The 21,978-nt window shown below is 29.2% G+C and carries 28 protein-coding genes; 12 read left to right on the forward strand and 16 right to left on the reverse strand.

The window, feature by feature from the left end:
• Positions 1–31: 31 nt before the first annotated feature.
• The 10 genes from AVANS_RS09115 to ilvC form a co-directional block, all read right to left on the reverse strand.
• Positions 32–628: a tetratricopeptide repeat protein gene (locus tag AVANS_RS09115; protein ID WP_239817565.1), complete on the reverse strand. Its 597-nt coding sequence runs from the start codon at positions 626–628 to the stop codon at positions 32–34.
• Between the two features lie 3 nt (positions 629–631).
• The gene (locus tag AVANS_RS09120) at positions 632–1,237 is read right to left on the reverse strand and encodes a tetratricopeptide repeat protein (protein WP_239817566.1); all 606 of its coding nucleotides are present in this window, start codon (positions 1,235–1,237) and stop codon (positions 632–634) included.
• Between the two features lie 22 nt (positions 1,238–1,259).
• Complete coding sequence (locus AVANS_RS09125) at positions 1,260–1,772, reverse strand: tetratricopeptide repeat protein (RefSeq protein ID WP_239817567.1); 513 nt, start codon at positions 1,770–1,772, stop codon at positions 1,260–1,262.
• Positions 1,772–2,776: a hypothetical protein gene (locus AVANS_RS09130; RefSeq protein WP_239817568.1), complete on the reverse strand. Its 1,005-nt coding sequence runs from the start codon at positions 2,774–2,776 to the stop codon at positions 1,772–1,774. The genes AVANS_RS09125 and AVANS_RS09130 overlap by 1 nt, the downstream gene beginning before the upstream one ends.
• Complete coding sequence (locus AVANS_RS09135) at positions 2,773–3,639, reverse strand: hypothetical protein (protein WP_239817569.1); 867 nt, start codon at positions 3,637–3,639, stop codon at positions 2,773–2,775. The genes AVANS_RS09130 and AVANS_RS09135 overlap by 4 nt, the downstream gene beginning before the upstream one ends.
• 114 nt (positions 3,640–3,753) lie before the next feature.
• Positions 3,754–4,248, reverse strand: a complete 495-nt coding sequence (locus tag AVANS_RS09140) for a tetratricopeptide repeat protein (RefSeq protein WP_239817570.1) — start codon at positions 4,246–4,248, stop codon at positions 3,754–3,756.
• The gene (gene ruvX, locus AVANS_RS09145; RefSeq protein ID WP_239817571.1) at positions 4,248–4,622 is read right to left on the reverse strand and encodes a Holliday junction resolvase RuvX; all 375 of its coding nucleotides are present in this window, start codon (positions 4,620–4,622) and stop codon (positions 4,248–4,250) included. The genes AVANS_RS09140 and ruvX overlap by 1 nt, the downstream gene beginning before the upstream one ends.
• Positions 4,622–5,401 carry a DNA-processing protein DprA gene (locus AVANS_RS09150; RefSeq protein ID WP_239817572.1) on the reverse strand — a complete coding sequence of 260 codons (780 nt, stop codon included), beginning with the start codon at positions 5,399–5,401 and terminating at the stop codon, positions 4,622–4,624. The genes ruvX and AVANS_RS09150 overlap by 1 nt, the downstream gene beginning before the upstream one ends.
• Positions 5,376–6,413, reverse strand: a complete 1,038-nt coding sequence (locus AVANS_RS09155; RefSeq protein WP_239817573.1) for a divergent polysaccharide deacetylase family protein — start codon at positions 6,411–6,413, stop codon at positions 5,376–5,378. Before AVANS_RS09155 ends, AVANS_RS09150 begins: the two co-directional genes overlap by 26 nt.
• Positions 6,413–7,432: a ketol-acid reductoisomerase gene (ilvC, locus tag AVANS_RS09160; protein WP_239817574.1), complete on the reverse strand. Its 1,020-nt coding sequence runs from the start codon at positions 7,430–7,432 to the stop codon at positions 6,413–6,415. The genes AVANS_RS09155 and ilvC overlap by 1 nt, the downstream gene beginning before the upstream one ends.
• Positions 7,433–7,533: 101 nt before the next feature.
• Here ilvC and AVANS_RS09165 point away from each other — a divergent pair, with 101 nt between their 5' ends.
• The 6 genes from AVANS_RS09165 to rpsR all read left to right on the forward strand — a co-directional run bounded on the left by AVANS_RS09165 (position 7,534) and on the right by rpsR (position 12,466).
• Complete coding sequence (locus tag AVANS_RS09165) at positions 7,534–8,352, forward strand: HDOD domain-containing protein (RefSeq protein WP_239817575.1); 819 nt, start codon at positions 7,534–7,536, stop codon at positions 8,350–8,352.
• Positions 8,345–10,255: a ribonuclease R family protein gene (locus tag AVANS_RS09170; protein WP_239817576.1), complete on the forward strand. Its 1,911-nt coding sequence runs from the start codon at positions 8,345–8,347 to the stop codon at positions 10,253–10,255. Before AVANS_RS09165 ends, AVANS_RS09170 begins: the two co-directional genes overlap by 8 nt.
• Positions 10,248–11,195 (forward strand): hypothetical protein, encoded by a 948-nt coding sequence (locus AVANS_RS09175; RefSeq protein ID WP_239817577.1) that lies wholly within the window; start codon positions 10,248–10,250, stop codon positions 11,193–11,195. Before AVANS_RS09170 ends, AVANS_RS09175 begins: the two co-directional genes overlap by 8 nt.
• 90 nt (positions 11,196–11,285) lie before the next feature.
• Positions 11,286–11,669 (forward strand): 30S ribosomal protein S6, encoded by a 384-nt coding sequence (rpsF, locus tag AVANS_RS09180; RefSeq protein ID WP_239817578.1) that lies wholly within the window; start codon positions 11,286–11,288, stop codon positions 11,667–11,669.
• A 10-nt stretch (positions 11,670–11,679) separates the two neighbouring features.
• Complete coding sequence (gene ssb, locus AVANS_RS09185; protein WP_239817579.1) at positions 11,680–12,195, forward strand: single-stranded DNA-binding protein; 516 nt, start codon at positions 11,680–11,682, stop codon at positions 12,193–12,195.
• A 10-nt stretch (positions 12,196–12,205) separates the two neighbouring features.
• A complete protein-coding gene (rpsR, locus tag AVANS_RS09190) occupies positions 12,206–12,466 on the forward strand; it encodes a 30S ribosomal protein S18 (protein ID WP_214116366.1) in 261 nt (86 codons plus the stop codon).
• 17 nt (positions 12,467–12,483) lie between these two features.
• On the opposite strand, the gene AVANS_RS09195 is transcribed toward rpsR, so the two are convergent.
• Positions 12,484–12,858, reverse strand: coding sequence for a hypothetical protein (locus AVANS_RS09195; protein WP_239817580.1), 375 nt, complete (start codon positions 12,856–12,858; stop codon positions 12,484–12,486).
• Positions 12,855–13,100 (reverse strand): hypothetical protein, encoded by a 246-nt coding sequence (locus AVANS_RS09200; protein ID WP_239817581.1) that lies wholly within the window; start codon positions 13,098–13,100, stop codon positions 12,855–12,857. Before AVANS_RS09200 ends, AVANS_RS09195 begins: the two co-directional genes overlap by 4 nt.
• A 33-nt stretch (positions 13,101–13,133) precedes the next feature.
• Between AVANS_RS09200 and AVANS_RS09205 the strand changes: the two genes are divergently transcribed.
• From AVANS_RS09205 to AVANS_RS09215, 3 genes are all read left to right on the forward strand, one after another.
• Positions 13,134–15,326 (forward strand): flagellin, encoded by a 2,193-nt coding sequence (locus AVANS_RS09205; protein WP_275583466.1) that lies wholly within the window; start codon positions 13,134–13,136, stop codon positions 15,324–15,326.
• 150 nt (positions 15,327–15,476) lie between these two features.
• Positions 15,477–15,719, forward strand: a complete 243-nt coding sequence (locus AVANS_RS09210) for a hypothetical protein (RefSeq protein WP_239817583.1) — start codon at positions 15,477–15,479, stop codon at positions 15,717–15,719.
• The gene (locus AVANS_RS09215; RefSeq protein ID WP_239817584.1) at positions 15,716–15,994 is read left to right on the forward strand and encodes a type II toxin-antitoxin system YafQ family toxin; all 279 of its coding nucleotides are present in this window, start codon (positions 15,716–15,718) and stop codon (positions 15,992–15,994) included. The genes AVANS_RS09210 and AVANS_RS09215 overlap by 4 nt, the downstream gene beginning before the upstream one ends.
• 200 nt (positions 15,995–16,194) lie before the next feature.
• Here AVANS_RS09215 and modB read toward each other — a convergent pair whose 3' ends face one another.
• Genes modB through modA form a run of 3 tightly spaced genes read right to left on the reverse strand, consistent with a single transcriptional unit; the run spans position 16,195 to position 18,192 of the window.
• Positions 16,195–16,845 carry a molybdate ABC transporter permease subunit gene (modB, locus tag AVANS_RS09220; RefSeq protein WP_239817585.1) on the reverse strand — a complete coding sequence of 217 codons (651 nt, stop codon included), beginning with the start codon at positions 16,843–16,845 and terminating at the stop codon, positions 16,195–16,197.
• Positions 16,833–17,513 (reverse strand): ATP-binding cassette domain-containing protein, encoded by a 681-nt coding sequence (locus AVANS_RS09225; RefSeq protein ID WP_239817586.1) that lies wholly within the window; start codon positions 17,511–17,513, stop codon positions 16,833–16,835. Before AVANS_RS09225 ends, modB begins: the two co-directional genes overlap by 13 nt.
• Positions 17,500–18,192, reverse strand: coding sequence for a molybdate ABC transporter substrate-binding protein (gene modA / locus AVANS_RS09230; protein ID WP_239817587.1), 693 nt, complete (start codon positions 18,190–18,192; stop codon positions 17,500–17,502). Before modA ends, AVANS_RS09225 begins: the two co-directional genes overlap by 14 nt.
• A 169-nt stretch (positions 18,193–18,361) precedes the next feature.
• Between modA and AVANS_RS09235 the strand changes: the two genes are divergently transcribed.
• Positions 18,362–18,997, forward strand: a complete 636-nt coding sequence (locus AVANS_RS09235) for a c-type cytochrome (protein ID WP_239817588.1) — start codon at positions 18,362–18,364, stop codon at positions 18,995–18,997.
• A gap of 81 nt (positions 18,998–19,078) precedes the next feature.
• The gene (corA, locus tag AVANS_RS09240) at positions 19,079–20,038 is read left to right on the forward strand and encodes a magnesium/cobalt transporter CorA (RefSeq protein ID WP_239817589.1); all 960 of its coding nucleotides are present in this window, start codon (positions 19,079–19,081) and stop codon (positions 20,036–20,038) included.
• A gap of 65 nt (positions 20,039–20,103) precedes the next feature.
• Here the strand turns inward: corA and AVANS_RS09245 are convergent, their stop codons facing one another.
• Entirely contained in the window at positions 20,104–20,919 is an 816-nt protein-coding gene (locus tag AVANS_RS09245; protein ID WP_239817590.1) for a mechanosensitive ion channel family protein, read from the reverse strand.
• Positions 20,920–21,010: 91 nt separating this feature from the next.
• Between AVANS_RS09245 and AVANS_RS09250 the strand changes: the two genes are divergently transcribed.
• Positions 21,011–21,589, forward strand: coding sequence for a DJ-1 family glyoxalase III (locus tag AVANS_RS09250; RefSeq protein WP_239818553.1), 579 nt, complete (start codon positions 21,011–21,013; stop codon positions 21,587–21,589).
• Positions 21,590–21,978: the final 389 nt, after the last annotated feature.

Below are 21,978 nucleotides of genomic sequence, written 5' to 3' on the forward strand. Positions count from 1 at the left end.
TTAAATTTTTAGTGAATATTTAAAATTATTTTTAATACCCCAAATCTTTTAATATTTCATAATTTTCACAATCTCTAGAATGATGACACCATTTTTCAAAATACTTTTTTGCTTTAGCATAATCTTGCTTTACTCCAATTCCTTGGCTATACATAAAGCCTAATCTATAACAAGAAAACCATTCCTTTACATCACAAGCTTTTTTTAAAAGTTTTATAGCCTTAGCATAATCTTGTTTAACTCCTAGCCCATTAGCATAATTATATGCTAAAATCTCACAACTTCCAATCAATCCTTTTTTGCAATTTTTAATATGTGGCTTTAAAGTTTTATAAGAGTATTCGTCGTTTGGCTTAAAATCATCATTTAAAATATCGCTTAAATCATACATTCCTTCATTATGTAAACTACTTAAAAAACTACATCCTGTATCAGAGCCACCTTTGCAAGATTTAATCAAATATTCTTTTGCTTTGGCAACATAATCTTGCCTAGAATACTCTGCTCCTAACCACGCACAAGCGACCAAATCATCTTTATCACACTTATCTTTTAGCTCCTTAAGATATAAAATATCTACACCAAAAACACTAAGCCCTAAAAGCAATAAACACAATAATTTTTTCATATTTTAATAACCCAAACCTTTTAATATTTCATAATTTTCGCAATTATCAATAAGATATTTAAACTCACAAAACTTTGCAAAATACTTTTTTGCCTTAGCATAATCTTGCTTACCCCCAAGCCCTTCGCTATACAAAAAGCCTAAATGATTACAAGATGACTCTACTTCTTTATCACAAGCTTTAGCGTAAAGCTTCCTAGCCTTAGCATAATCTTGCTTAACTCCACCAAAGCCATTAGCATAAAAAAATGCCAAAATTGAGCAATGTTGAATCGAACCTTCGTTGCAATGCTTGGCACTAAATTTAAAAGTTTTGTGGGTTAATTCTGATTGCGTTTTAAACTCATCTTTAAAAAAGCTGCTTAAATTAAATATCCCACTTATATGTAAATTATACAAGTATTCACACCCCGCACTATTACCACCCTTGCAAGCCTTAATCCAAATATCCCTTGCTTTAGCATAACAAGCTTGTTGATAATATTCGTTCCCTAAACTAACACAAGCATTTAAATCTTTTTGATTGCACTTAGTTTTTAGCTCTTTAATTTCTAAAATATTTGCATTTAAACTTAGCCCTAAAAGCAATAAATACAATAATTTTTTCATTCTAATTCCGATTTCAAATTCCTTACCATTTACTAGCTTTTTCTGCGCGTTTTTTATATGCTTTAGAAATTAGTGGATTTGCTCTTACATTTTCACCCGTTTCGTAAATTTTAGCTAGGTTTTTACAAGCTTCTTTGCTACCTAGCTCACAAGCTTGCATATAAAGTTCTAAAGCTTTGTTAAAATCCTTTGTAACTCCTAAGCCATTTTTATATAAATCACCTATCCTTGAAAGTCCTAGTGGCTGGCCTAATTCGTTTAATTTCGTATAAAACAAAATAGCATTGTCATAATCTTCTAGCATTTCACAACTAATTGCAGCGTCATGGCATGAAGCTTTATTATCCTTGTTGCAGCTTTTAGTGTGATAAATTAGAGCATTTTTATAATCATCTTTTTCATAATAATAAGCTCCTAAGCGACCGCACCAATAATCTCTCTCATTACACCAGTTTTCTAACTCAGATTTGCTAGGTCTTAAACTATAACAAGCACTTAGCAAAAGGCAAATCATTATTAAAATTAACTTACGCATTACTTAAGCTCCTTAACTACTTCATCATAGATTACACAAGCTCTATTTAGCCTTAAATCACAAGCTTTATAATAATATTCTAAAGACTTTTTAGGATTATTTTCGTGGTAGCGATAAAAATCTCCTATACTTATGCAAGCAAAAGGATTAGCATAAAGGCAAGAATTAGTTAAAATATCTTTAGCTTTTTTAATATTTTTTTTCATACCAAAGCCATTGTAATACGCCATCCCTAAAGCTCCACAATTATAAAAATCTTTATCTTTACATGCAAAATTTGCCTTTTTTAAAAAGTCTTTTAAAAGAGCTTTATCTTCTTTAAACTCAGCATTATTTAAGGCGATTATATTTACACAAGCTACCAAATCACCCATATCGCAAGCGATTTTTGAATATTTTCTACTCTCTTCGTAATTTCGCTCAAGCAATAGCATATATCCTGCATAAACGCAATTAGTAGTGTTTTTGTGTTTAAAATGAAGATTATATTCACATGCATCAATGGCAAATGTGCTATCATCAGGAGCGATTTTGGTAGGTTTATACATATTAAATACATCATAAGGTCTTTTTTTGCTATTTAGAATGTTATTTTGTTTGATGTTTAATGCTCTTACGCAAGGATCTTCGCAAATATCACTATCACATCTTCTATAATTTAATTCACATGATTTGCTAAATCTCTCATAAGCAGCGTGAATATTATCACACACTGCAAATTCTCCTGCCTTATAACACGATTCGCCATCGCCGTAATTGCAACCTAATTCATAAAGCTTAGCAGATTCTAAAAATCTATTTGAAGTATGCGAATAAAAGCCAGTGTATTTAGCAGCTTCTTTGCAAGCTTGCGGGTTTTTTTGCGAGCATAGATTTACATAAAAGTGCTTTACGGCTAATTCTCCCCCTCCTGCTTTTTTGTATAAATTTAAGCAAGTTTCATAGCTCGTGCATTCTCTAGCACCTAAGAATACTGCGAATAGTAAAAATAGTATTTTTTTCATTTTATTTCTCCTTTTAATTTATTTAAATAATTTTTATAAACATCTTTAGAGCAACTACCTCTATTATTATCGTAATTACCTAATTTAAGATAATAATTATCAACAAACATCCTAGCAAAAGAATTAGAAATTCTATCAAAATCAGGATGTTCTGGGATTTTTAGTCCTCTAAAAGACATATATGATTTTGCGTAACTACAATCCACAAAATAACCATAAATATCATAATTTATTAGCTTATCTTTGCTAAGTCTAGTTGGTAATTTTGAAGCTTCTTCTTCAAAGCGTTTTTCAAATTTTTTATAATCTTCATATAATTGCACTTCTTTATCAACTATCAATTTTACACTTTTAAAAAACTTTCCGTCTATCGTATAGTTTTGTTTTTCAATTGTGCTTAATAATAAGGTATTTGGTTTTTTAAGCTCTGTTACTTCGTGCTTTGGGCTTTGATGTAAATTAAAATGACTTATTAATAATATTCCGTGAAAGGCAATCATTAAAAATGAGAAAAAACAAAATATAACTTTAATAAATTTTTGATTTTGTCTCATTATAAATTCATAAATTGATTTAATAGGATAATACAATATAAAAGGGAAAATTATTTGAAAAAACAATATTGCTCCAACAGAATCATGGTCGCTAATTTCAACACTAAAATCTAAATAAAAAAATACAACATATAAAACTTTTATAAATCTAGGATAGAGCTTTAATCCTATAAAAAATGTAAGGGCAAAAAGCATAGAATAAGCAATAAAACCTCCATATGGTATAGGAATTAAAATACTAATAATCCCACCAGCTAAATCATGTAAATTATCTAAAAAATATGCTAGATATATTAAAAACTCGTTCATAATCACCCCTTTTTAAAGGCTTATTATAACTATTTTAAACGATTATTAAAATTTCAAATTCCTATTTCAAATTCTTAAATGATTTTAAACAATAAATGCTGCTAAAATCTTAAATTATTTTAATTTCTCACAAGCTTTTAAATCGCCTAAATCACAAGCTTTTTTTAAATATTTTAAAGCAACTTTGCCTTGCTTTAAACTTGCTAAAAAATAGCAAGCTAGAGCATAATTATTTTCACATGCAATCTTATAAAACTTAGTAGCCTTTTTTGTATTTTGCTTAGTTCCTATGCCGTAAGCATTCATAAAACCTAGAGAACAACAAGCTTCATAAAGCTTATTTTCACAAGCTTTGGCATAAAGATTTATGGCTTTTTTGTAATCTTGTTTAGTTCCTATTCCACTCTCATACAAATAACCTAAATCATAACAAGCTTGAATATTTTTATCCTTACAAGCCTTAGACCATAAATCATAAACCTTTTTTAAATCATTTTCGTATTCAACATGCTCTTTAGTAAAATCAATATTTTTAAAAATCTCAAATCCTAAATCATAATCACTTGCTAATAAAAACTTAAAGCTAAGCAAAAATACAAGCTTTTTCACTACATTCCTAAATAGTCTTTCAGTAGTAAAAATGCTGCAATGCTATCTTGTTTGCCATCTTTTTTCTTGCTACTAATGATTTTTGCAGCTTGCTTGCTTGTAAAACTCTCATCGTGATAAGCTATATTGCTAAATTCAATTAATTTTGAAAAGTGTTCTACCCTTCTTCTCATCTCATCTTCAGCACTACCACCCATAGGAATGCCTATTACAATTTTTGTAATTTTGTGCTTTTTTATTAGCTCTTTTACTGCAACGGCAGCTTGATTGCGATTTATTCTAATAATGGCAGGTTGAGGCATAGGAATCCCCATTATACTAAGTGCAACTCCAATTCGTTTAAGTCCTAAATCAAGTGCTAAGATATTTTCCATTATACGCTCCTAATTAATACTCCATCAATTACAACCTTACCATCAAGCTCATAATCATATACTAATTCGCCGTATCGCTCTAAAGCTTCATCAAGATTTGCTCCGTTTTTACAAAATTCTAAAAACTCATCATAATGTGGAGTGTAGGTGTTTTGAGTTTTAAAACGCTCTTTCATCTCATCAACAAATATATCAATATCATAAATAATTTTAGCCTTATAGTTTGCGATTAGCTCATTTGTGCCATCGCTTTCTCCTATTCTTTGAGCTAATACAAAAATATCTTTATTAAGTTCTAGTGCGTGTTTTGCTGAGTTTAGCGAGCCACTTTTAATATCTGCTTGAGCGATTATTAAAATGTCACTTAGAGCAACCACAAGGCGATTTCTAGTCAAAAAGTCATATTTTTGTGGGATATGGTTTGGCTCGTTTTCGCTTAATGCAAGGGCGTTTTCATAAATTTGTTTTATGATTTGCTCATTACTTTTTGGATATATTTCATTAAGTCCATTTGCAAATATACCTATATGATAAGGCATACTTGCTTTTGCACTTTCAATATCTACGCCGATTGCTCCACCGCTTACTATGCAAAATCCTGCATTACTTAGCTTTTTGCTTAGCATAAAGGTTGCGTTTTTGGTATATACGCTCATTTTTCTTGAACCTACTATGCTTATTTTTGGCTTATTTAGTAGGCTTAAATTTCCTTTATAGTAAATAGTTTTAGGTGGCTTTGCAAGAGTTTTAAACTCATTTATAATCGTTGTAGATATCATCTATATAAACTAACTCAACTTTAGAAAAATCATATTCGCTAATTGCTTTTAGGCTGTTTTTGTGTGGATGCGCTATTGCTATTGCACGCTTATTTTTTAATGCAAATTGCACTGCTTCATCAAGCTTTTTATTAATATCTGATAGATTTTGTGAATTATCTAAGAATATATTTCTATGAATGTAATTTTGCTTAAATTCTTTAGCTAATACTGGTGCTTTTGTGCTTGCAATTGTTCTTGAATCTACGAAAATCAAATCGTATTTTTTAAGTGCTTTAAAAAGTCTTCTCATAGCATCTTCATCACTTGTAAAGGCTGAGCCTGTGTGATTGTTTAAAAACTTTAAATTAGGGAAAGCTATTTTTATATTTTTTATTCTATTTTCTATGTTTTTATAATCATCTTGTGGCGTTAGAGTAAGCGGCTCTTCTTTACTAAAACTTACAGCACGAAGTGGCAAATGTATCATGTAATGGCTAAATTCTTTAGCAAAATCATTTGTATTAGGATGATTATTAGTGTTTGGAAAAAAGCTAGGTGTGATTTTTTTACCACTTTTAATAATTGCTTTTATTTCATCGCTTTCTTGCCTTGTCGCTACATCATCAATAATTATTGCTAATTTTGCTTTTATATTTGTTGCCTTTGTGTCTTTTCCAAAGGCTGAATACTCTTTTGTTTCAAAGCAATTTACGCTTGTTATTTTGCAATTATCATCATTTTTATTTATATCAAGATTAGCAAAAATCTCGCTAAATTCCTGTTTTAAATTCTTTTCTTCATTTTGATTTTTAGGGGCTTTATAAATGGCATTTACAATGTTTTTTTCATCATTTTTTGGTTTTATTGTTTTTGTTATTTCAGTTTTTAAACTTTTATTTGTTTCTTTATTTTCGTTTAGGTTTAAGTATGTTAAAAGTCCTATTCCTATGATTATTAAAAATGCGAATATGATTTTAAGATAAGTAGCAAAGCTAGAATTAGCTTTGCTTTTTTGCTTTTTTTTAGCCATTAATTTTTGTCTTGTTGAACTAATTTGCTCTTTTCAATCCAAGGCATCATTTTGCGTAATTTAACGCCAGTTTGCTCTAAAAGGCTGTTTTTAGTAATATTGCGTCTTGCATTCATCTTAGGATAATTTGCACGGCTTTCAAGGATGAAATCTTTTGCAAATGTGCCATCTTGAATGTCTTTTAATACCTTTTTCATAGCTTTTTTGCTCTCTTCGGTGATAACTTTTTCACCTGTAATATAATCGCCGTATTCAGCTGTATTTGAAATAGAATATCTCATATCAGCAATACCGCCTTGATACATTAAATCAACGATTAATTTCATTTCGTGTAAGCACTCAAAATATGCCATTTCAGGCTCATATCCAGCTTCTACTAGAGTATTAAATCCAGCTTCAATAAGTGCAGTCAAGCCACCACAAAGAACTGCTTGCTCACCGAAAAGGTCTGTTTCTGTTTCATCTTTAAATGTAGTTTCAATTATAGCTGTGCGTCCGCCACCGATTGCACTTGCATAGCTTAGTGCTAGAGCTTTTGCGTTACCACTTTCGTTTTGTGCAACTGCGATTAAATCAGGAACACCGCCACCATTTACGAATTCGTTTCTTACGGTATGACCTGGAGCTTTAGGTGCAATCATAATAACATCAACGCCTTTAGGTGCAACAATTTGTCCGTAATGAACATTAAAACCATGAGCAAATGCTATTGCTTTACCTTCGCTTAGGTTTGGCTTGATTTCTGAGTTAAAGATTTGTGCTTGGAACTCATCAGGAGTTAAAATCATAATAACATCAGCTTTTTTAGTTGCATCAGCAACGCTTAAAACTTCAAAATTCTTTGCACGAGCTTTGTTTGCTGAGCTTCCATCTCTAAGACCAATAATAACTTTTACACCACTATCTCTTAAGTTTTCTGCGTGTGCGTGTCCTTGAGAACCAAAACCAATAATCGCTACTACTTTAGACTTAATTAAGCTTAAATCGCAATCACGATCATAATAAACATTTACTGCCATAATTTTTCCTTTTCTTTTGATTTAATTAAGCAAATTATAACTATTTTAGTTACAATCTAATAAAAAATTATCAAATTTTATTTACTCAAAAAAGGTTTGTTATGCAAGATTTTATTAGTAAAAGAATAAAAAGCCTACCTCCACTCAATGAAAGCACACTAGAAATTCAAAGAATTTGCAATGATGAAGGTGCGTCTTTAAAAGACTTAGCAAAAGTAGTAGAAAAAGACCCAATGCTTACTGCAAATATCCTTAAATCAGCAAATTCCCCGCTTTATGGATTTTCAAGAGAAATTAGTAGTGTTGATAGAGCTGTTAATTTATTTGGAATGACAACAATTAAAGGTTTTGCTTTAAATGCAGCAGTAAAAAATTCGTTTAAGATTAATTTAAGTGCATACAATATGGACGAAGCAAAATTTGCAAAAATCTCAACAATGCAAAATTCACTAGCAATAAACTGGCTAAGCAAAGGTAGTGATGATGTAAAAAAAGTTGTAATTCCTGCTTCGTTTTTGCTAGAAATTGGAAAAATTATAATATCTGCTGAACTAATAGAAACTAATAAAGCTAATGAATTTAAACAAGGCTTAAGCGAACTTAAAAACATAAGAGAATTAAGCGAGTATGAAAAACAATTTTTGGGAATGAGTAGTGAAGAAGTAACTTCTATGATTTTTGATAAATGGAATCTTGAAGTTGATATGATTGATGCTATTTTTTATAGCGTAACTCCAGAAAAAGCAAGTAATGATATAAGAAACAATGCAGTTGCTTTAAATATCGTTTCAAACTTAGTAAATATTTTTGGAATTTTTAATGAAGAAATAATGGTTCAATGTATCTTAGATGCTAAAAATAATGGATTATTAGGGGATAAATTAATAGAAGCTATTAAAGTAGTAGAACAAGATGCTTGAATTCTTAGAAAATATTAGACAAGGTTTTAATAAATTAGAAGCTAATTCAAAGCAAAAAGAACTAATAAAAGTCTTATTAACAGAAAAAATCGTAAGCGAATACAATAATAAAATCTATTTTAACAATGGATTTTATTATGGCAAAATGGATATAAACTCAAAAGGAGATGGCTTTTTACAAGCCTCTTTTTTAGAGCGTGATTTGCTCATAAGATCAAAAGATTTACATTCAGCAAGATACGGCGATATAGTAATTGCTAAGAAAAATAAAGTAAAAAAAGGTCGCCCTAGTGCAATAGTTGTTTTGGTATTAAAAAGAGAAGAAGAATTTTCTTTAGTTATTACTCAAATGCTAAAAAATGTGATATTTGGTAAATGCTTTAAAACAGGGCTTTTAAGACAGCTTAGCGTATCTCAAAAATCACTTAAAGCACTTCCTATTGGAACAATTTTAAAAATTGATAATGCAAGCTCTAATGTAGTAGAAGTGCTAGGTCATATTAGTGATAACAAAGTAGATGAAAAAATATCAATGGCTTTATATGATAGAGTTGAAGTTTTTGATAAAGCTTGTTTAGATGAAGCAAATGCTTATGCTGGAAGTGTTGATATTAGCTTTTATCCAAATAGGCTTGATTTAAGAGCTTTGCCATTTTGCACTATTGATCCTATTCATGCAAAAGATTTTGATGATGCTATTTATTTTGATGAAAAAAATGAGATTTTATATGTAGCAATAGCCGATGTTAGCGAGTATGTAAGAGCTTTTGGCGCACTAGATAATGAAGCTTTAAAGCGTGGATTTAGTATATATTTTCCACACAAGAGCATTCCTATGTTGCCACGCGTTTTAAGTGAAGGAATTTGTTCGCTAAATCCTAATGAGGATAGGCTTTGCTTTGGTTTTAAAATATATTTTGAAAGCTCAAAAGTAATAAAAGAAGAAATTTTTGAAGGAATAATTAATTCAAAAAGAAGATTTAATTATGATGAAGTTGATGAATATTTTCAAAATAGAATTGATTTAAAAGAATGCAATTATATCTACGCTCTAAATGAACTTACACAAAAATTAAGAAATAATAGACTAAATAAAGGCTTTAATTTCTTAACCGAAGAGCTTAGAATGGAAATTGATGAAAACTGGCAAATTAAAAAAACATATTACGAGCAATCAACAAGGTCTCATCAATTAATTGAAGATTGTATGCTTTTAGCAAATAAAGCAGCTGCGAAAATGTGTCCTGATTTAGCGATTTTTAGAAACCACAGAAGTCCTAATTACAATAAAATCACTGCTATGTATGAAGAATTACAGCTTTTAGGGATTGAGTTTAGTGGTGGCGAAAATATTTACGAAAATATTAAAAATATTCAAGCTTTAGCAGATGAATTAAACATTCGTGCAGAAGTAGATAAAATCATAATTCGCTCTATGAAAAAAGCTGAATATGGACATGAAAATGCTGGGCATTTTGCTTTAGGATTTGATAGATACTCGCATTTTACAAGTCCTATTAGAAGATATTCGGATTTGATTTTGCATAGATTATTAAAAGCTCTTATGCAAAAAAATGATAAATTATTTTCATATTTAAGCACTAATTTAGAAAATAAATGCTTTGAAGTAAGTTCTCTTGAAAGGCTTTCAGATAAGGTTGCAATGGATTTTTGTGATAGAGTATATGCAAGGTATTTTCATCAAAATATAGGCAAGAGATTTTATGTAAAAATTACAAAAAATGAAGAAATTACGATAGGAATTTTAGATGATGAGTTCAAGGGTGCAAGAATTTTTATAGCAAACCCAAATGTGCCATTATTTTCTAGAGTTTTGGTTGAGATTTATGAAGTAGATTTAATAAGCGCTAAGGTTTTTGCTAGGATAGTTAAAGATGTATGAAGCAGAATTTAACAAAATAAAAAACAAATTAGCTAATGCTTTTATGCTCTATGGAAGTTGTAGATTAAGCATATTTTTAAATCTTGAAATAATAAAAAGTGCTGATAAAAGCGATGAGAGATTAATCCTAAGAGATAGCGATTATAAATTGGAAAAAGCTATTAATTTTCTAGGAGAAAGCTCGTTATTTTCAAATTCAAAACTACTCGTATTGGAATTTGAAAAAGGAATTTCAAATAAGGATTTAAAAGAAATTTTAAAATGCGTAAATAGTGAAAATAGACTAATTTTAGCTATTTATGAAACAAAAGCTTTAAAAGATTTAGAGCTAGTTATGAATAATAATTTTGTTAGATTTTTTGATAAAAAAACTAGCTTTGAGCAGATTAGTTTATTACAAGATGTAGCGAATTTTTACAATATAAAAACAAATGAAATAGCCTTGCAATATCTTCAAAAAAATTACGAATTTGATATTTTTAAAGCAGGTTGTGAGCTTTTAAAATACCAAAATCAAATTCTTGATATAAATACTTTAAAAGAGCATTGCGAAGTTGATAATGCTTTAGGTTTTGATGATTTTTTAAGAAATTTTTTAAATACAAAAGAGCCAAAAGAATATATTTATAAAATCATAGAAAACGAAGATGAAATTGCACTAATTAATAAACTTTATTCAAGTCTTTTAAGATTATTTACGATTAGCTCAAATCTTAAAATAAATGGCAGAATTGATTATAAAGTTGCTTTTGGATATACACCACCAAGGCAAGTTTGCGTTGAATTAGAAAATCAAGCTAGAAAATTATCTAAATTTTATGAAGAAATTTTTGCTATTTTACTTGATGCTGAATATGAAATAAAGCTAGATAGCAATAATTCTTCAAAAGAAATTATGTATTCAAATCTATTAAAGATTTATTTTTTAATAAACTCATAAAATATTAAGTTTAAATTGCTAAAATCTTGCCTTGCTTTATGCAAAATTCCTTGCTTAATTTAATTAGGCTTAATATCCAAAAGGAGAATCATGAGACATTATGAGGTTTTATTCATCGCAAAGCCAACGCTAACAGATGAAGAATTAAAGGCGAGAGTTGAGTTTGTTAAAGAAACTCTAGTTAAAAATGGTGCTGAAATTGCAAATACTATTGAAATGGGTGCTAGAAAATTAGCTTACCAAATTGATAAATATGAGCGTGGCGTATATTATGTAATATATTTCAAAGCTCCAGGTGCTTTAATTAAAGAACTTGAGCGTGTTTTAAAAATTACTGAAGATATTATCAGATTTTTAATCGTTAAATATGAAAACAGACGCGAAATCGCTGCGTGGGAAATACTTTCTCAAGGCAAAAGATTAGGTAAAAAAGAAAATAAAAAAGAAGCAAAGGCTGAAACTCCAGCAGAGTAAAGGATAAAAAATGAATAAAGTTATTCTAATAGGTCGTTTAGTAAGAGATGTTGAGATAAAAACCATTAGCACTACTGGAAATGCGGTAGTAAATAACGCTATTGCTGTTAGTAGATATAGAACTTCAAACACAGGCGAAAGAATAGAAGAAACTTTATTTATAGATGTAGTTTTTTATAATAGATTAGCAGAAATTGTAGGGCAATATTTAAGAAAAGGCTCAAAACTTATGGCAGAAGGTTATTTACAACAACAAAATTGGGTTGATACTGCGACAAATCAAAATCGCTCAAAAATTCAACTTGTAGTTGAAAATATGGAAATGCTTGATAATAAGCCTGAAGAAACTAATGCTGCTAGAAACAATGTTCAAGCTAATAATAACTACGCTAGACCTACTCAAAATAATTATCAGCAAAATAATTTCTCAAGAGAGAATAATTCATATCAAAAACAAAACAATTTTGCTGAAGAAAGAAACAATTATAACTATAACTCTTCTTATGATGAAGAGATACCATTTTAAAGGATAAATCATGGCAGAAAAAAGAAAGTATTCAAGAAAATATTGCAAATTTACAGAAGCAAAAGTTGATTTTATTGATTATAAAGATACAGCATTATTAAAACACGCTTTATCAGAGCGCTTTAAAATAATGCCAAGAAGATTAACAGGAACAAGCAAGAAACACCAAGAAATGGTTGAGCTTGCAATTAAAAGAGCAAGAGCAGTTGCATTAATTCCTTATGTATGCGACCGCAAAAATGTAGTAACAAACCCATTTGAAGGTTTATAATAATTAGGCTAGATTTTCTAGCCTATAAAATATTCTTTATATTTTTCATCAAATTCTTTTATCAAAACACAATCAACACCAACATTAGCAGCCTTAACAATAGCTTCATCGTTAGTTGCAAGGGTTAAAATCTTGCTATCGAACAAGTATTTTTCAGCTAACAAAACGCTATCTGTTAAAATATTAATATTTGGGATTATATATTCACACAAAGCCGCGTTTGATTTTAATACTTCACTTAAAGTATTGCAAAATAAAGCTTTTTTCATATTATTTTTAGCTAGATATTCGTTTTTATATTCAATACAACTTATTTTGTTTTCGTTAATTCCTATTTCAAATTCCACGGAATTAAATTGATTTTTAATATAGCTAAGTCCATAAATTATCATTTTATATCCTTTATAATTTTTTCAAGATATGTGATTTCATTCATAAAATTCATTTGTAAATATTCTAAATTATCATAAATATTTGCTAATTCTTCATCATTTGCTTTTGATATTTTTAGCTTAATTTCATTGTAATTTATATTAAATTGATTTTCTTTTAGAATATTTATCTTTAAATTATTATAAATTTGCTCTAATTTTTGTAAATCTTGCAATTTTTCCAAACAAGTAATTTTTTTCATCTTTTTCCTTTTTTTTAATTTTATTAAATCTAAATTAATCAAACTCCCCCACCATTAAGCGCTCACGCTAATGCTTCTATGAACAATAGAGCTATTGATAGCTCACTTTCAAAGCTAAACTCAGGTTTTAGAATTAATAGTGCTGCTGATGATGCTTCAGGTATGGCAATTGCAGATAGCTTAAGAAGTCAAGCTAGTTCACTTGGTAAGGCTATTATGAATGCTAATGATGCTATTGGTATTATTCAAACAGCTGATAAGGCTATGGATGAGCAAATTAAAATACTTGAAACTATTAAGAATAAAGCTATTCAATCAGCTCAAGATGGTCAAACAACTGAGACAAGAAAGGCGCTTCAAGCTGATATTTCAAGACTTATGGAAGAGCTTGATAATATTGGTAATACTACATCATTTAACGGTCAAAAGCTACTATCTGGAACGTTTTCAAATAAGGAGTTTCAAATTGGTGCTTATTCAAATGAGACTGTTAAGGCTAGTATTGGGGCAACTACAAGTGATAAGATTGGTTTAACTAGGTTTGAGACTGGGCATAATGTAAGACAAAGTGACCTTGCATTAGGAGATAAGATTAATTTAACATTTAAAAACGTAGATGGGATTAATGACTTTACATTTGAACCTGTACAAATTACTAATGGCAATAAAGTTGGTGCTGGACAAGGTTTAGGTTCATTAGTTGAAGCTATTAACAAAGCTACTGATAAAACTGGTGTAAAAGCTTCTGTTACAGTTGAGAGTGTATTCGAGCAACCTATTAAAGCAGGAACTACATTTGAAGGCTTTAGTATAAATGGTGTAACTATTGGCTCAATTGAAGTTAAAGACAAAGATGGTAACGGTGCTTTAAGAGCTGCTATTAACTCAGTTAAAGATCAAACGGGAGTAGAAGCTTCTGTAGATAGTAAGGGTAGGCTTGTATTAAATAATAGAGATGGTCGTGGTATTAAGATAACTGATGGGGTGGATAAGAACTTAGATATTGCTGCAAATCAAGGTGTTAATAATCCAGATAAGCATGTTTTATATGTAAACGATGCAAACACTCCAGCTAATAAAGGTCAAAAAGTTATAGACTTAGCATTAGAAGCAAGTTGGACAACAGGTCAAAGTAACGGTCAGGGTAACGGCGCTCCTGCTGGTAACGTAGCAGGTTCAATCTTTAATGATAAAAATACATTTGAAGATATTCAAAAAGCACACTATGAATTAGATGCAAGGATTGCAGGGGACGGTGCATCTAAAGGTAAAGCTGCTGCTTTAGCTGCAACTAATGGAGAAATAGATTTACAAAATGTTACTGCTGAAGCTATAGGTGCTTTAAACCTTGCTGTAAACCAAAACCACACAGCGAATGCTAGCCCAGAGATGATTGCAGCTTCTGCAGCATTAGCTGAAATTAAAGATGCTGGTAACAACCCACAGACAATAAGTGATGCTAATAATAGAATTGATAAAGCTATGGAAGCGTTACAGAAAATTGTAGATATGGGTAAAGGTAAGACTATGAATACAGCTGATGGTGAAAACGCAATTGCAGCTCATGCTATGCAACAATTCTTAAAAGGTCTTAAAGAAGGTATTAACGAACCAAATAGAGAAGGCCTTAAAGATATGATTGGTCTTACAAACGATACTAAAACTAACTTCGGAAGACTTAGCCTTGTATCAACTAACGGTAAAGACATAGTTGTAGAAGCAAGTAGAGATATTATAAATGCCAATGGAGATTTTGAGAAATTAAACATTACTAGCACTATTGGTTATGATAAAAATGTTAGCGAAAAAACTGTTTCATTAAGAGAAACAAACTCTAAGATTGATAAAGAAACAGCAGATGCAATGGGTTATAATTCAAACGATTGGCAAGCAAGTGAAACTGCGGACAATAAGAATGGATATGCAGCAGGTGTTATGACACTAAAAGGTGCTCAAGCTATGATGAATATTGCTGAATCAGCTCAAAAAGCTCTTGAAGCAATTCGTTCAGACCTTGGTTCTGTTCAAAACCAACTTGTTTCAACTGTAAATAACATTTCAGTTACTCAAGTAAACGTTAAAGCTGCTGAAAGTAATATTAGAGATGTTGACTTTGCAGAAGAAAGTGCTACATTTAGTAAGCACCAAATACTAGCTCAATCAGGTGTTTATGCAATGAGCCAAGCTAACGCTGTTCAACAAAACGTAATGAGATTATTACAGTAGTAAAAACAAATAAGATTATTACAATAATTCTAAGGGGAGCACTCGCTCCCTTTTTTAAATTTTAAAAATCAATTTCCTACTTTAAATTCTTTAAAACTTGATAATTTAAGCATAATTAGTATAAGATAACGATTACAAAAGGAGTAGAATATGAATGTAACAATTACTATGAACGATAATCCAAAAATGTTGAAGATTTTTAAGGAGATTGCAAAGGGATTTAATGAACCTATAAAAATCAAGAAAAATAAAAATAAATTAGATGATTTTTATAATAGTAAAGAATTTTTAGATTCTATAAAAGAAGTAAAAGAATTAAAAGCTGCATATTTACGTGGGGAGATAAAAGGGCAGAGTTTTGAAGAGTTTAAGGCCGAGATGGAAAAACTATGAGTAAATATCAAATATTAAAATCAAAAGGCTTTAAAACTGATTTTAAAAAACTAAGTAAAGAAGATAAAAAACTAACACTAGATATTATCAAACGCCTTGCAAATGATGAAGTCTTAGAGCCGATTTATAAAGACCATGCATTACAAGGTAGATTTAAAGGTTATAGAGATTGTCATGTGAAAAACGATTTGGTGCTAATTTACGAAAAAGATAAAAACATTCTAACACTAACTTGCATTAATATTGCAAACCACAGCAATTCGTTTAAAAAATAATTTAATGATTTAATAAAATTCAAATTCCTAATTCAAATTCTTTTTATTTAGTTTTAACCACTCTTGAGACTATTATTACAAACTAGCAATTTATTTGCTAGTTTGTAATAATAATGCGAGTGAATACTAAGAGTTAAGATTTTAAAATTTTATGCCTTATTTAGTAAAAGTTTAAATACTTAGTTCCTAATTCAAATTCTTTATTTTTGTTTTACGAATTGTAAGATAAAAAGTATCGCAAAAGAAAGAGCTAATAATATTAAGCTTATTTCATTTGCCTTGCTAAGCTCAAGATTTTCCAACGCTTCAAAAACAGCAATAGAAGCTACTTTAGTCTCGCCTTCTACGCTCCCACCTATCATCATCACAACCCCAAATTCTCCCATCGTATGCGCAAAACTCATAACACAAGCACTAATTATGCTAGGCTTAATTAAAGGTATACAAAGGCGAAAAATAAGATTGGCTTTAGTTTTTTGCAATAATTTCGCCCTATGAAATAAATTATCAGGCAAATTTGAAAACGCACTATAAATAGGATTAAACATAAAAGGCAAAGAATAAATAACAGATGCAATCAACAATGCCTTGAAATTAAATACTAATTTAATGTCAAATTGTGCTAAAAATTTGCCTAAAAAATTATTAGGACTAAAGCAAACTAACAAATAAAATCCTAAAACGGTTGGTGGCAATACTAATGGCAAAGATAGCACACTAAGTAAGACTTTTTTGCCAAAAAAATCATTTCTACTTAAATAAAACGCAGGATATAAACATATAAAAAATAATATTAAAGTAGTTATAAAAGATAGTTTTAATGATAATATTATGGGCGTTAAATCGTGCATAAAAACTCATTATTTTGGATTTTTTCTAAATAAAATTCTTCTTTATTTAGGCATTTTTCAATTCTACCATTTTTTACGAAAAACACCCTATTTGCAAGAGCATTTATCTCAAAACAAGAATGCGAAACAAAAATTATCGTGCTTTTATAATCTTTATTAATTTTTTTAATTAGCTTAATTAGGGCTAATTTATTACTATCATCTAAAGCACTTAAAGGCTCGTCTAATAAAATATATTTTGAGTTTTTACTCAAAGCACAAATTAATGCTAAGCGTTGCTTTTGCCCTCCACTAAGGCTTGAAATGGGTTTATTTTTAAGCTCTTTTAGATTAGCAAGTTCTAATAACTCATCATAAAATTTAGCAGTTTTACTATCAAGTAATTTGCCAAATTTATATTTTAAATCATCAAATAGGCTTTTTGTATTAGTAAAAACTAAATTTTCATAAACATTAAAATTTTCAAATAAAGTGCAGTCTTGAAACAAAAAAGCAACATCTTCTAATAAAGGCTTATCAATAAGCCCTGCAATTAGTTTTAACATAGTGCTTTTACCACTGCCACTATCTCCAAAAAGTGCGATGATTTCAGAGTCTTTAAAACAAATCTTCGCATCAACACTAAAATCATCAAAATTATGCTTTAAAACAAGCTCATTCATAGCCATATTTACTAAATACTTCCTTTGACTTATCGCTTAATAAAAAGTCAAAAAACACCTTAGAATCAGGGTTTTTGCTAGTAATTATCATACCTTGTAAAATAGGTTCGTATAAATTATCATCAAGCTTTAAAATATTTTTTTCACTATATCCTAATTCTTTTAATTGTTCTAAACTTGAAGCCGCAATAAAAGCATAATCACAAGCTTTTGTAGCTTGTAGCAAGGTTGCTTGAATATTGGTTGCTGTTATTATGTTTTTGCTATTAGGCACTTTTTCTAAAACTTCTTTTGCAGCTTGTCCGTAAGGTGCTGTTTTTGGATTTGCGATTGCTATACAAGATGCTGTTTTTAAATCATCTAGACTAGGTGTTTTTTTAGCTGAAAATAATAATAACTTGCCTTTAGCATAGGTGATTGCTTTATTATTTACTAAATTTTCTAAATCTTTAGCAAAGTCCATATTAGCAGCTAAAAATACATCATATTCTGCGCCGTTTTTAATCTGAGCATTAAACGCACCGCTTACACCCGAATTAATATTTAGCTTTATATCAGGGTGTAAATCTTCAAAAATTTTCTTTAGCTCATTTAATGGATAAGCTATGTTTGCAGCTGCTGCTATGTTTAAATTACTTGCTAATAAATTTGAAGCAAGAACTAAACTTAATAATACTTTTTTCATACTAACTCCTTAAAATATAAAAAATTATATAATAAAAAATCTTTTATAAATCTTAATTTTATAATTTAAAATATAAAAAACTATATAATAAAAATTAATTTTTTTATTTAATTTTGCAATTATTTAATAATGATAAAATTTTGTCCTAAAATATTTTTAAGGAGATCTTATGAAAAAAGTTTTACTAAGCTTAGCAGCTGTAAGCGCTTTAATGTTAATGGGCTGTGATGATAGCAAAAAAGAAGAAGTAAAATCAGAAGTTACACAAAGTGTAAAATCAGTTGTAGATGAAGGTGCTAAGAAGATAAATAATGCAGTTGATGATGCAGCTAACAAAATCACTGAAAACATTGCACCTATCGTAGAAAAAGCAGAGCCTATCATAAATCAAGTAGTAGCTAATGCGAGCGAAAATATTAGCGAAACTTCAAAAAATGTTGCAAATACTTTAAAAGAAAGCACAAACGAAGTAGCTAACACAATCAAAGAAAATGCAGATAATGTAGCACAAGCTATTACTTCAAGCATTGATAATGCAAGTAAGAATATTGAAAGTGCTTTAAGTGTTGATGGTGCAACTTTATTTAAAAAATGCGTTGCCTGTCATGGAAAAAAAGCTGAAAAATTAGCTCCTGGTGCTGAAATTATCATAAATACTTTAAGCGAGCAAGAAATCTATGAAGCATTAAGTGGTTATAAAGCAGGAACATTCGGCGGAAAATCACAAAAAACTATGCAATTACAAGTAAAAAATCTAAAAGATGAAGATTTTAAAGCGTTAGCAAAATACATCAAAACTCTATAATCTAAACGGCTTTTAAGCCGTTTAAAATATTCAAAACATAAGAAGTTTTAATATAATAAGCAAAAACTATAAAGGATTTTTATGATTTTTGTTTATTGTAAAGAAAATTCTAGCGTTATAAAATACGAAATCAAAACTAATGAGAAAATCCCTGAAAATGTTTTGTGGGTGGATTTATTTAACTTTACTTTAGATGAAATTAGTTTCATTGAAAACAACTTTAATTTAAAGCTTCCAAATGATGATGAAAAGTATAATATAGAAGAAAGTGCAAGATACTGGGAAGAGCAAGATACTATCACAATAAATAATGTATTTTTAAACAAAGACGCTCTTGATAACACAACAACTACAAAAGATACAATTACATTTTTACTAAACAAAAAAGTATTATTTACTATAAGGGCTAGAGAACTTCCTACCTTTATAAATGTAGAAAATATAATACTTGCAAATCCAACTCATTATAAAAGCGGTTATGAAATATTAAATGAGATTTTTGATATTAGAGTGGATAAAGATGGCGATGTTTTAGAGTGGATTGATAAAGAATCAAGGGCGTTAAAGGCTGAGATTTTAGCACAAAATATATCGCTTGATTATGATTTTTATCTAAGCAAAATCTCAAATCTTCAAGATTTAAATATGCAGATTAGATATTCATTATTTGAGAAGAAAAAGACCTTATCATCACTAATTAAAAGCGATAAAATAAGCGCTCATATAAAAGAAAATCTTGATATTATTTTAAAAGATTTAAATTCTTTAATTGAATTTAGCCTTTCGCAACTTGGGATTTTAGACAATATTCAAACGATTTTAACAAGTAAAATTGATATAGAACAAAACAAAATCATAAAGCTTTTTACTATAGTAACCGTTGCAATGATGCCGCCTACTTTAATAGGCACGATTTATGGAATGAACTTTGAAAATATGCCTGAATTAAAATGGGAATATGGGTATTTTATAGCTGTTAGTTTGATGGTGATTTCAACAATAATTCCTATTGTATTTTTTAAGAAAAAAGGTTGGTTGTAAAAAAGAATTTGAAATAGGAATTTGATTAAATTATAAACTCAAATTCCTATTCGTAAATTTAAAAATTATTTTATAAACACCTTTGTCATAGCTTCATTAATAAGCATTGACGCTCTTTCGTAATTTTCGTTTTTAACCCACATTTGAACGCTAACTTCAATATTTGTATCATTTACGCTTTTTACACCAACAAAAATTGCTGGGTCTTTTAAGATTAATTCATTTGAGCCTAAAGTGTTTTCAATTTCTTTTCTTAATTCGCATAAAGCTGATGGTTCAATTGTTTTTGAATAATCTATTCTCCTTACTTTTTCACGAGAATAGTTATAAATACTATTGCTAATTACTTGAGAGTTTGGAACTATTATATTTGTATTATCGTGCATTCTAAGAGTAACCGAGAATAAGCTAATATCAGCTACAAAACCTTCAACCGCACCGAATTTTACATAATCACCAATCTTGAAAGGTCTAAAAACAATAACTAAAACACCAGCTGCAATATTTGAAAGTGTTTCTTTAAATGCAAAAGATATTGCAAATGAAGTCGCAGTAAATAAAGCCACAAACGAAGTTGTATCTACGCCTATATTATTAAGCGCTGCTAAGATACCAACAACTAAAATAATGATTTTTGATAATTTAACTAAGAAATTTGTTAGCGTTTCATCTGTGCTTACTTTCATTAAAGCAATTTTTAAAATCTTGCCAACAATATTCATAAGAATTAAAGCTAAAACAATAATAATAATTGAGCCTAAAATCTTAAATCCATACTTAAGTGCAAAACCTTCAAAATCAAAACCTGCACCTTGTAAATCAATCATTTTGTTTAGAGTTTCAGCTGTCGCTGCTTTTACATCTTGAACCGTTGATTCCATAAACATCCTTTGAAAAAATTTGAAAATCAATATTAACAATTAATTACTTAATTTTAATTAAAATATTTACTAATTTTGATAAAAAGGAGAGATTATGAAAAATATTTTAATTCCTATGGCAAATGGGGCTGAAGATATTGAGTTAATTAGCATTATTGATGTTTTATCAAGGGCTAAACAATACGGAGCTAATTTAAATATTATCTGTGCTAGTTTAGAAGATGATTTAAATGTAGAGCTTGATACAAAAATGGTTTTAAAAGCTAAAGTAAAGCTTAGCGAAGTAGATTTAAATAGCATTGATGCGATTGCTTTAGCTGGTGGATTTGGCGGTATGACAAATCTTAAAAATAGCGAGAAAATAAAATCTATATTACAAAATCTTAATTCACAAAAGAAATTAATAGCAGCAATTTGCGCTTCACCTATTGTATTAGATAATGCAGGGGTTTTAAGCTATGAATTTACTTGCTATCCAGGTTGCGAAAAAGGTCTTAAAGGAACTAGACTAAATGAGCCTGTTGTAGTGCGTGATAATATAATTACGAGTGCTGGACCTATAACATCAATTTATTTTGCTTTAACAATTGTAAGAGAGCTTGGCTTTATTGAGCAATATAATGGAATGCTTGATGGTTTATTGGTAAATCAATTTGGCATTAAATTTTAGGAGTAAATCTCCTAAAATTCACAAAGAATTTGAAATAGGAATTTAGATTCTTAATTAAAAAATATCAAGCAAGTGATTTTGCTTAAATGATTATTGAAATTAATCACAATACTATTAATAATATAATTTTATCTTACAGCAATCTTTAAATATATTACACTCAAATTCCTATTTCAAATTCTTTAAAAATAAAGCAACTTAATATCAAGTTTAATGGTTGTAGGCGATTTAGTTTTTTGTTGGCTGTGGTGATGAAGTTAAATCAGTTGATTATTATGAAAAATACCTAGAAGAAGCTAAAATAAAAAATGTAACAAAAATGAGAAAAATAAATGAAGAACAAAAACAAGATTACAAAAACACATCAGAAGATAGATTTAAGTAGATTT

Origin of the sequence: Campylobacter sp. RM5004 (assembly GCF_022369455.1) — a bacterium.
GTDB lineage: Bacteria > Campylobacterota > Campylobacteria > Campylobacterales > Campylobacteraceae > Campylobacter_E.

Bases quoted from the DNA above. Each gene is read 5' to 3' on its own strand.
- AVANS_RS09115 (WP_239817565.1), bottom strand. From the start codon at position 628: ATGAAAAAATTATTGTGTTTATTGCTTTTAGGGCTTAGTGTTTTTGGT.
- AVANS_RS09120 (WP_239817566.1), bottom strand. From the start codon at position 1,237: ATGAAAAAATTATTGTATTTATTGCTTTTAGGGCTAAGTTTAAATGCA.
- AVANS_RS09125 (WP_239817567.1), bottom strand. From the start codon at position 1,772: ATGCGTAAGTTAATTTTAATAATGATTTGCCTTTTGCTAAGTGCTTGT.
- AVANS_RS09130 (WP_239817568.1), bottom strand. From the start codon at position 2,776: ATGAAAAAAATACTATTTTTACTATTCGCAGTATTCTTAGGTGCTAGA.
- AVANS_RS09135 (WP_239817569.1), bottom strand. From the start codon at position 3,639: ATGAACGAGTTTTTAATATATCTAGCATATTTTTTAGATAATTTACAT.
- ruvX (WP_239817571.1), bottom strand. From the start codon at position 4,622: ATGGAAAATATCTTAGCACTTGATTTAGGACTTAAACGAATTGGAGTT.
- AVANS_RS09150 (WP_239817572.1), bottom strand. From the start codon at position 5,401: ATGATATCTACAACGATTATAAATGAGTTTAAAACTCTTGCAAAGCCA.
- AVANS_RS09155 (WP_239817573.1), bottom strand. From the start codon at position 6,413: ATGGCTAAAAAAAAGCAAAAAAGCAAAGCTAATTCTAGCTTTGCTACT.
- ilvC (WP_239817574.1), bottom strand. From the start codon at position 7,432: ATGGCAGTAAATGTTTATTATGATCGTGATTGCGATTTAAGCTTAATT.
- AVANS_RS09165 (WP_239817575.1), top strand. From the start codon at position 7,534: ATGCAAGATTTTATTAGTAAAAGAATAAAAAGCCTACCTCCACTCAAT.
- AVANS_RS09170 (WP_239817576.1), top strand. From the start codon at position 8,345: ATGCTTGAATTCTTAGAAAATATTAGACAAGGTTTTAATAAATTAGAA.
- AVANS_RS09175 (WP_239817577.1), top strand. From the start codon at position 10,248: ATGTATGAAGCAGAATTTAACAAAATAAAAAACAAATTAGCTAATGCT.
- rpsF (WP_239817578.1), top strand. From the start codon at position 11,286: ATGAGACATTATGAGGTTTTATTCATCGCAAAGCCAACGCTAACAGAT.
- ssb (WP_239817579.1), top strand. From the start codon at position 11,680: ATGAATAAAGTTATTCTAATAGGTCGTTTAGTAAGAGATGTTGAGATA.
- rpsR (WP_214116366.1), top strand. From the start codon at position 12,206: ATGGCAGAAAAAAGAAAGTATTCAAGAAAATATTGCAAATTTACAGAA.
- AVANS_RS09195 (WP_239817580.1), bottom strand. From the start codon at position 12,858: ATGATAATTTATGGACTTAGCTATATTAAAAATCAATTTAATTCCGTG.
- AVANS_RS09200 (WP_239817581.1), bottom strand. From the start codon at position 13,100: ATGAAAAAAATTACTTGTTTGGAAAAATTGCAAGATTTACAAAAATTA.
- AVANS_RS09210 (WP_239817583.1), top strand. From the start codon at position 15,477: ATGAATGTAACAATTACTATGAACGATAATCCAAAAATGTTGAAGATT.
- AVANS_RS09215 (WP_239817584.1), top strand. From the start codon at position 15,716: ATGAGTAAATATCAAATATTAAAATCAAAAGGCTTTAAAACTGATTTT.
- modB (WP_239817585.1), bottom strand. From the start codon at position 16,845: ATGCACGATTTAACGCCCATAATATTATCATTAAAACTATCTTTTATA.
- AVANS_RS09225 (WP_239817586.1), bottom strand. From the start codon at position 17,513: ATGGCTATGAATGAGCTTGTTTTAAAGCATAATTTTGATGATTTTAGT.
- modA (WP_239817587.1), bottom strand. From the start codon at position 18,192: ATGAAAAAAGTATTATTAAGTTTAGTTCTTGCTTCAAATTTATTAGCA.
- AVANS_RS09235 (WP_239817588.1), top strand. From the start codon at position 18,362: ATGAAAAAAGTTTTACTAAGCTTAGCAGCTGTAAGCGCTTTAATGTTA.
- corA (WP_239817589.1), top strand. From the start codon at position 19,079: ATGATTTTTGTTTATTGTAAAGAAAATTCTAGCGTTATAAAATACGAA.
- AVANS_RS09245 (WP_239817590.1), bottom strand. From the start codon at position 20,919: ATGGAATCAACGGTTCAAGATGTAAAAGCAGCGACAGCTGAAACTCTA.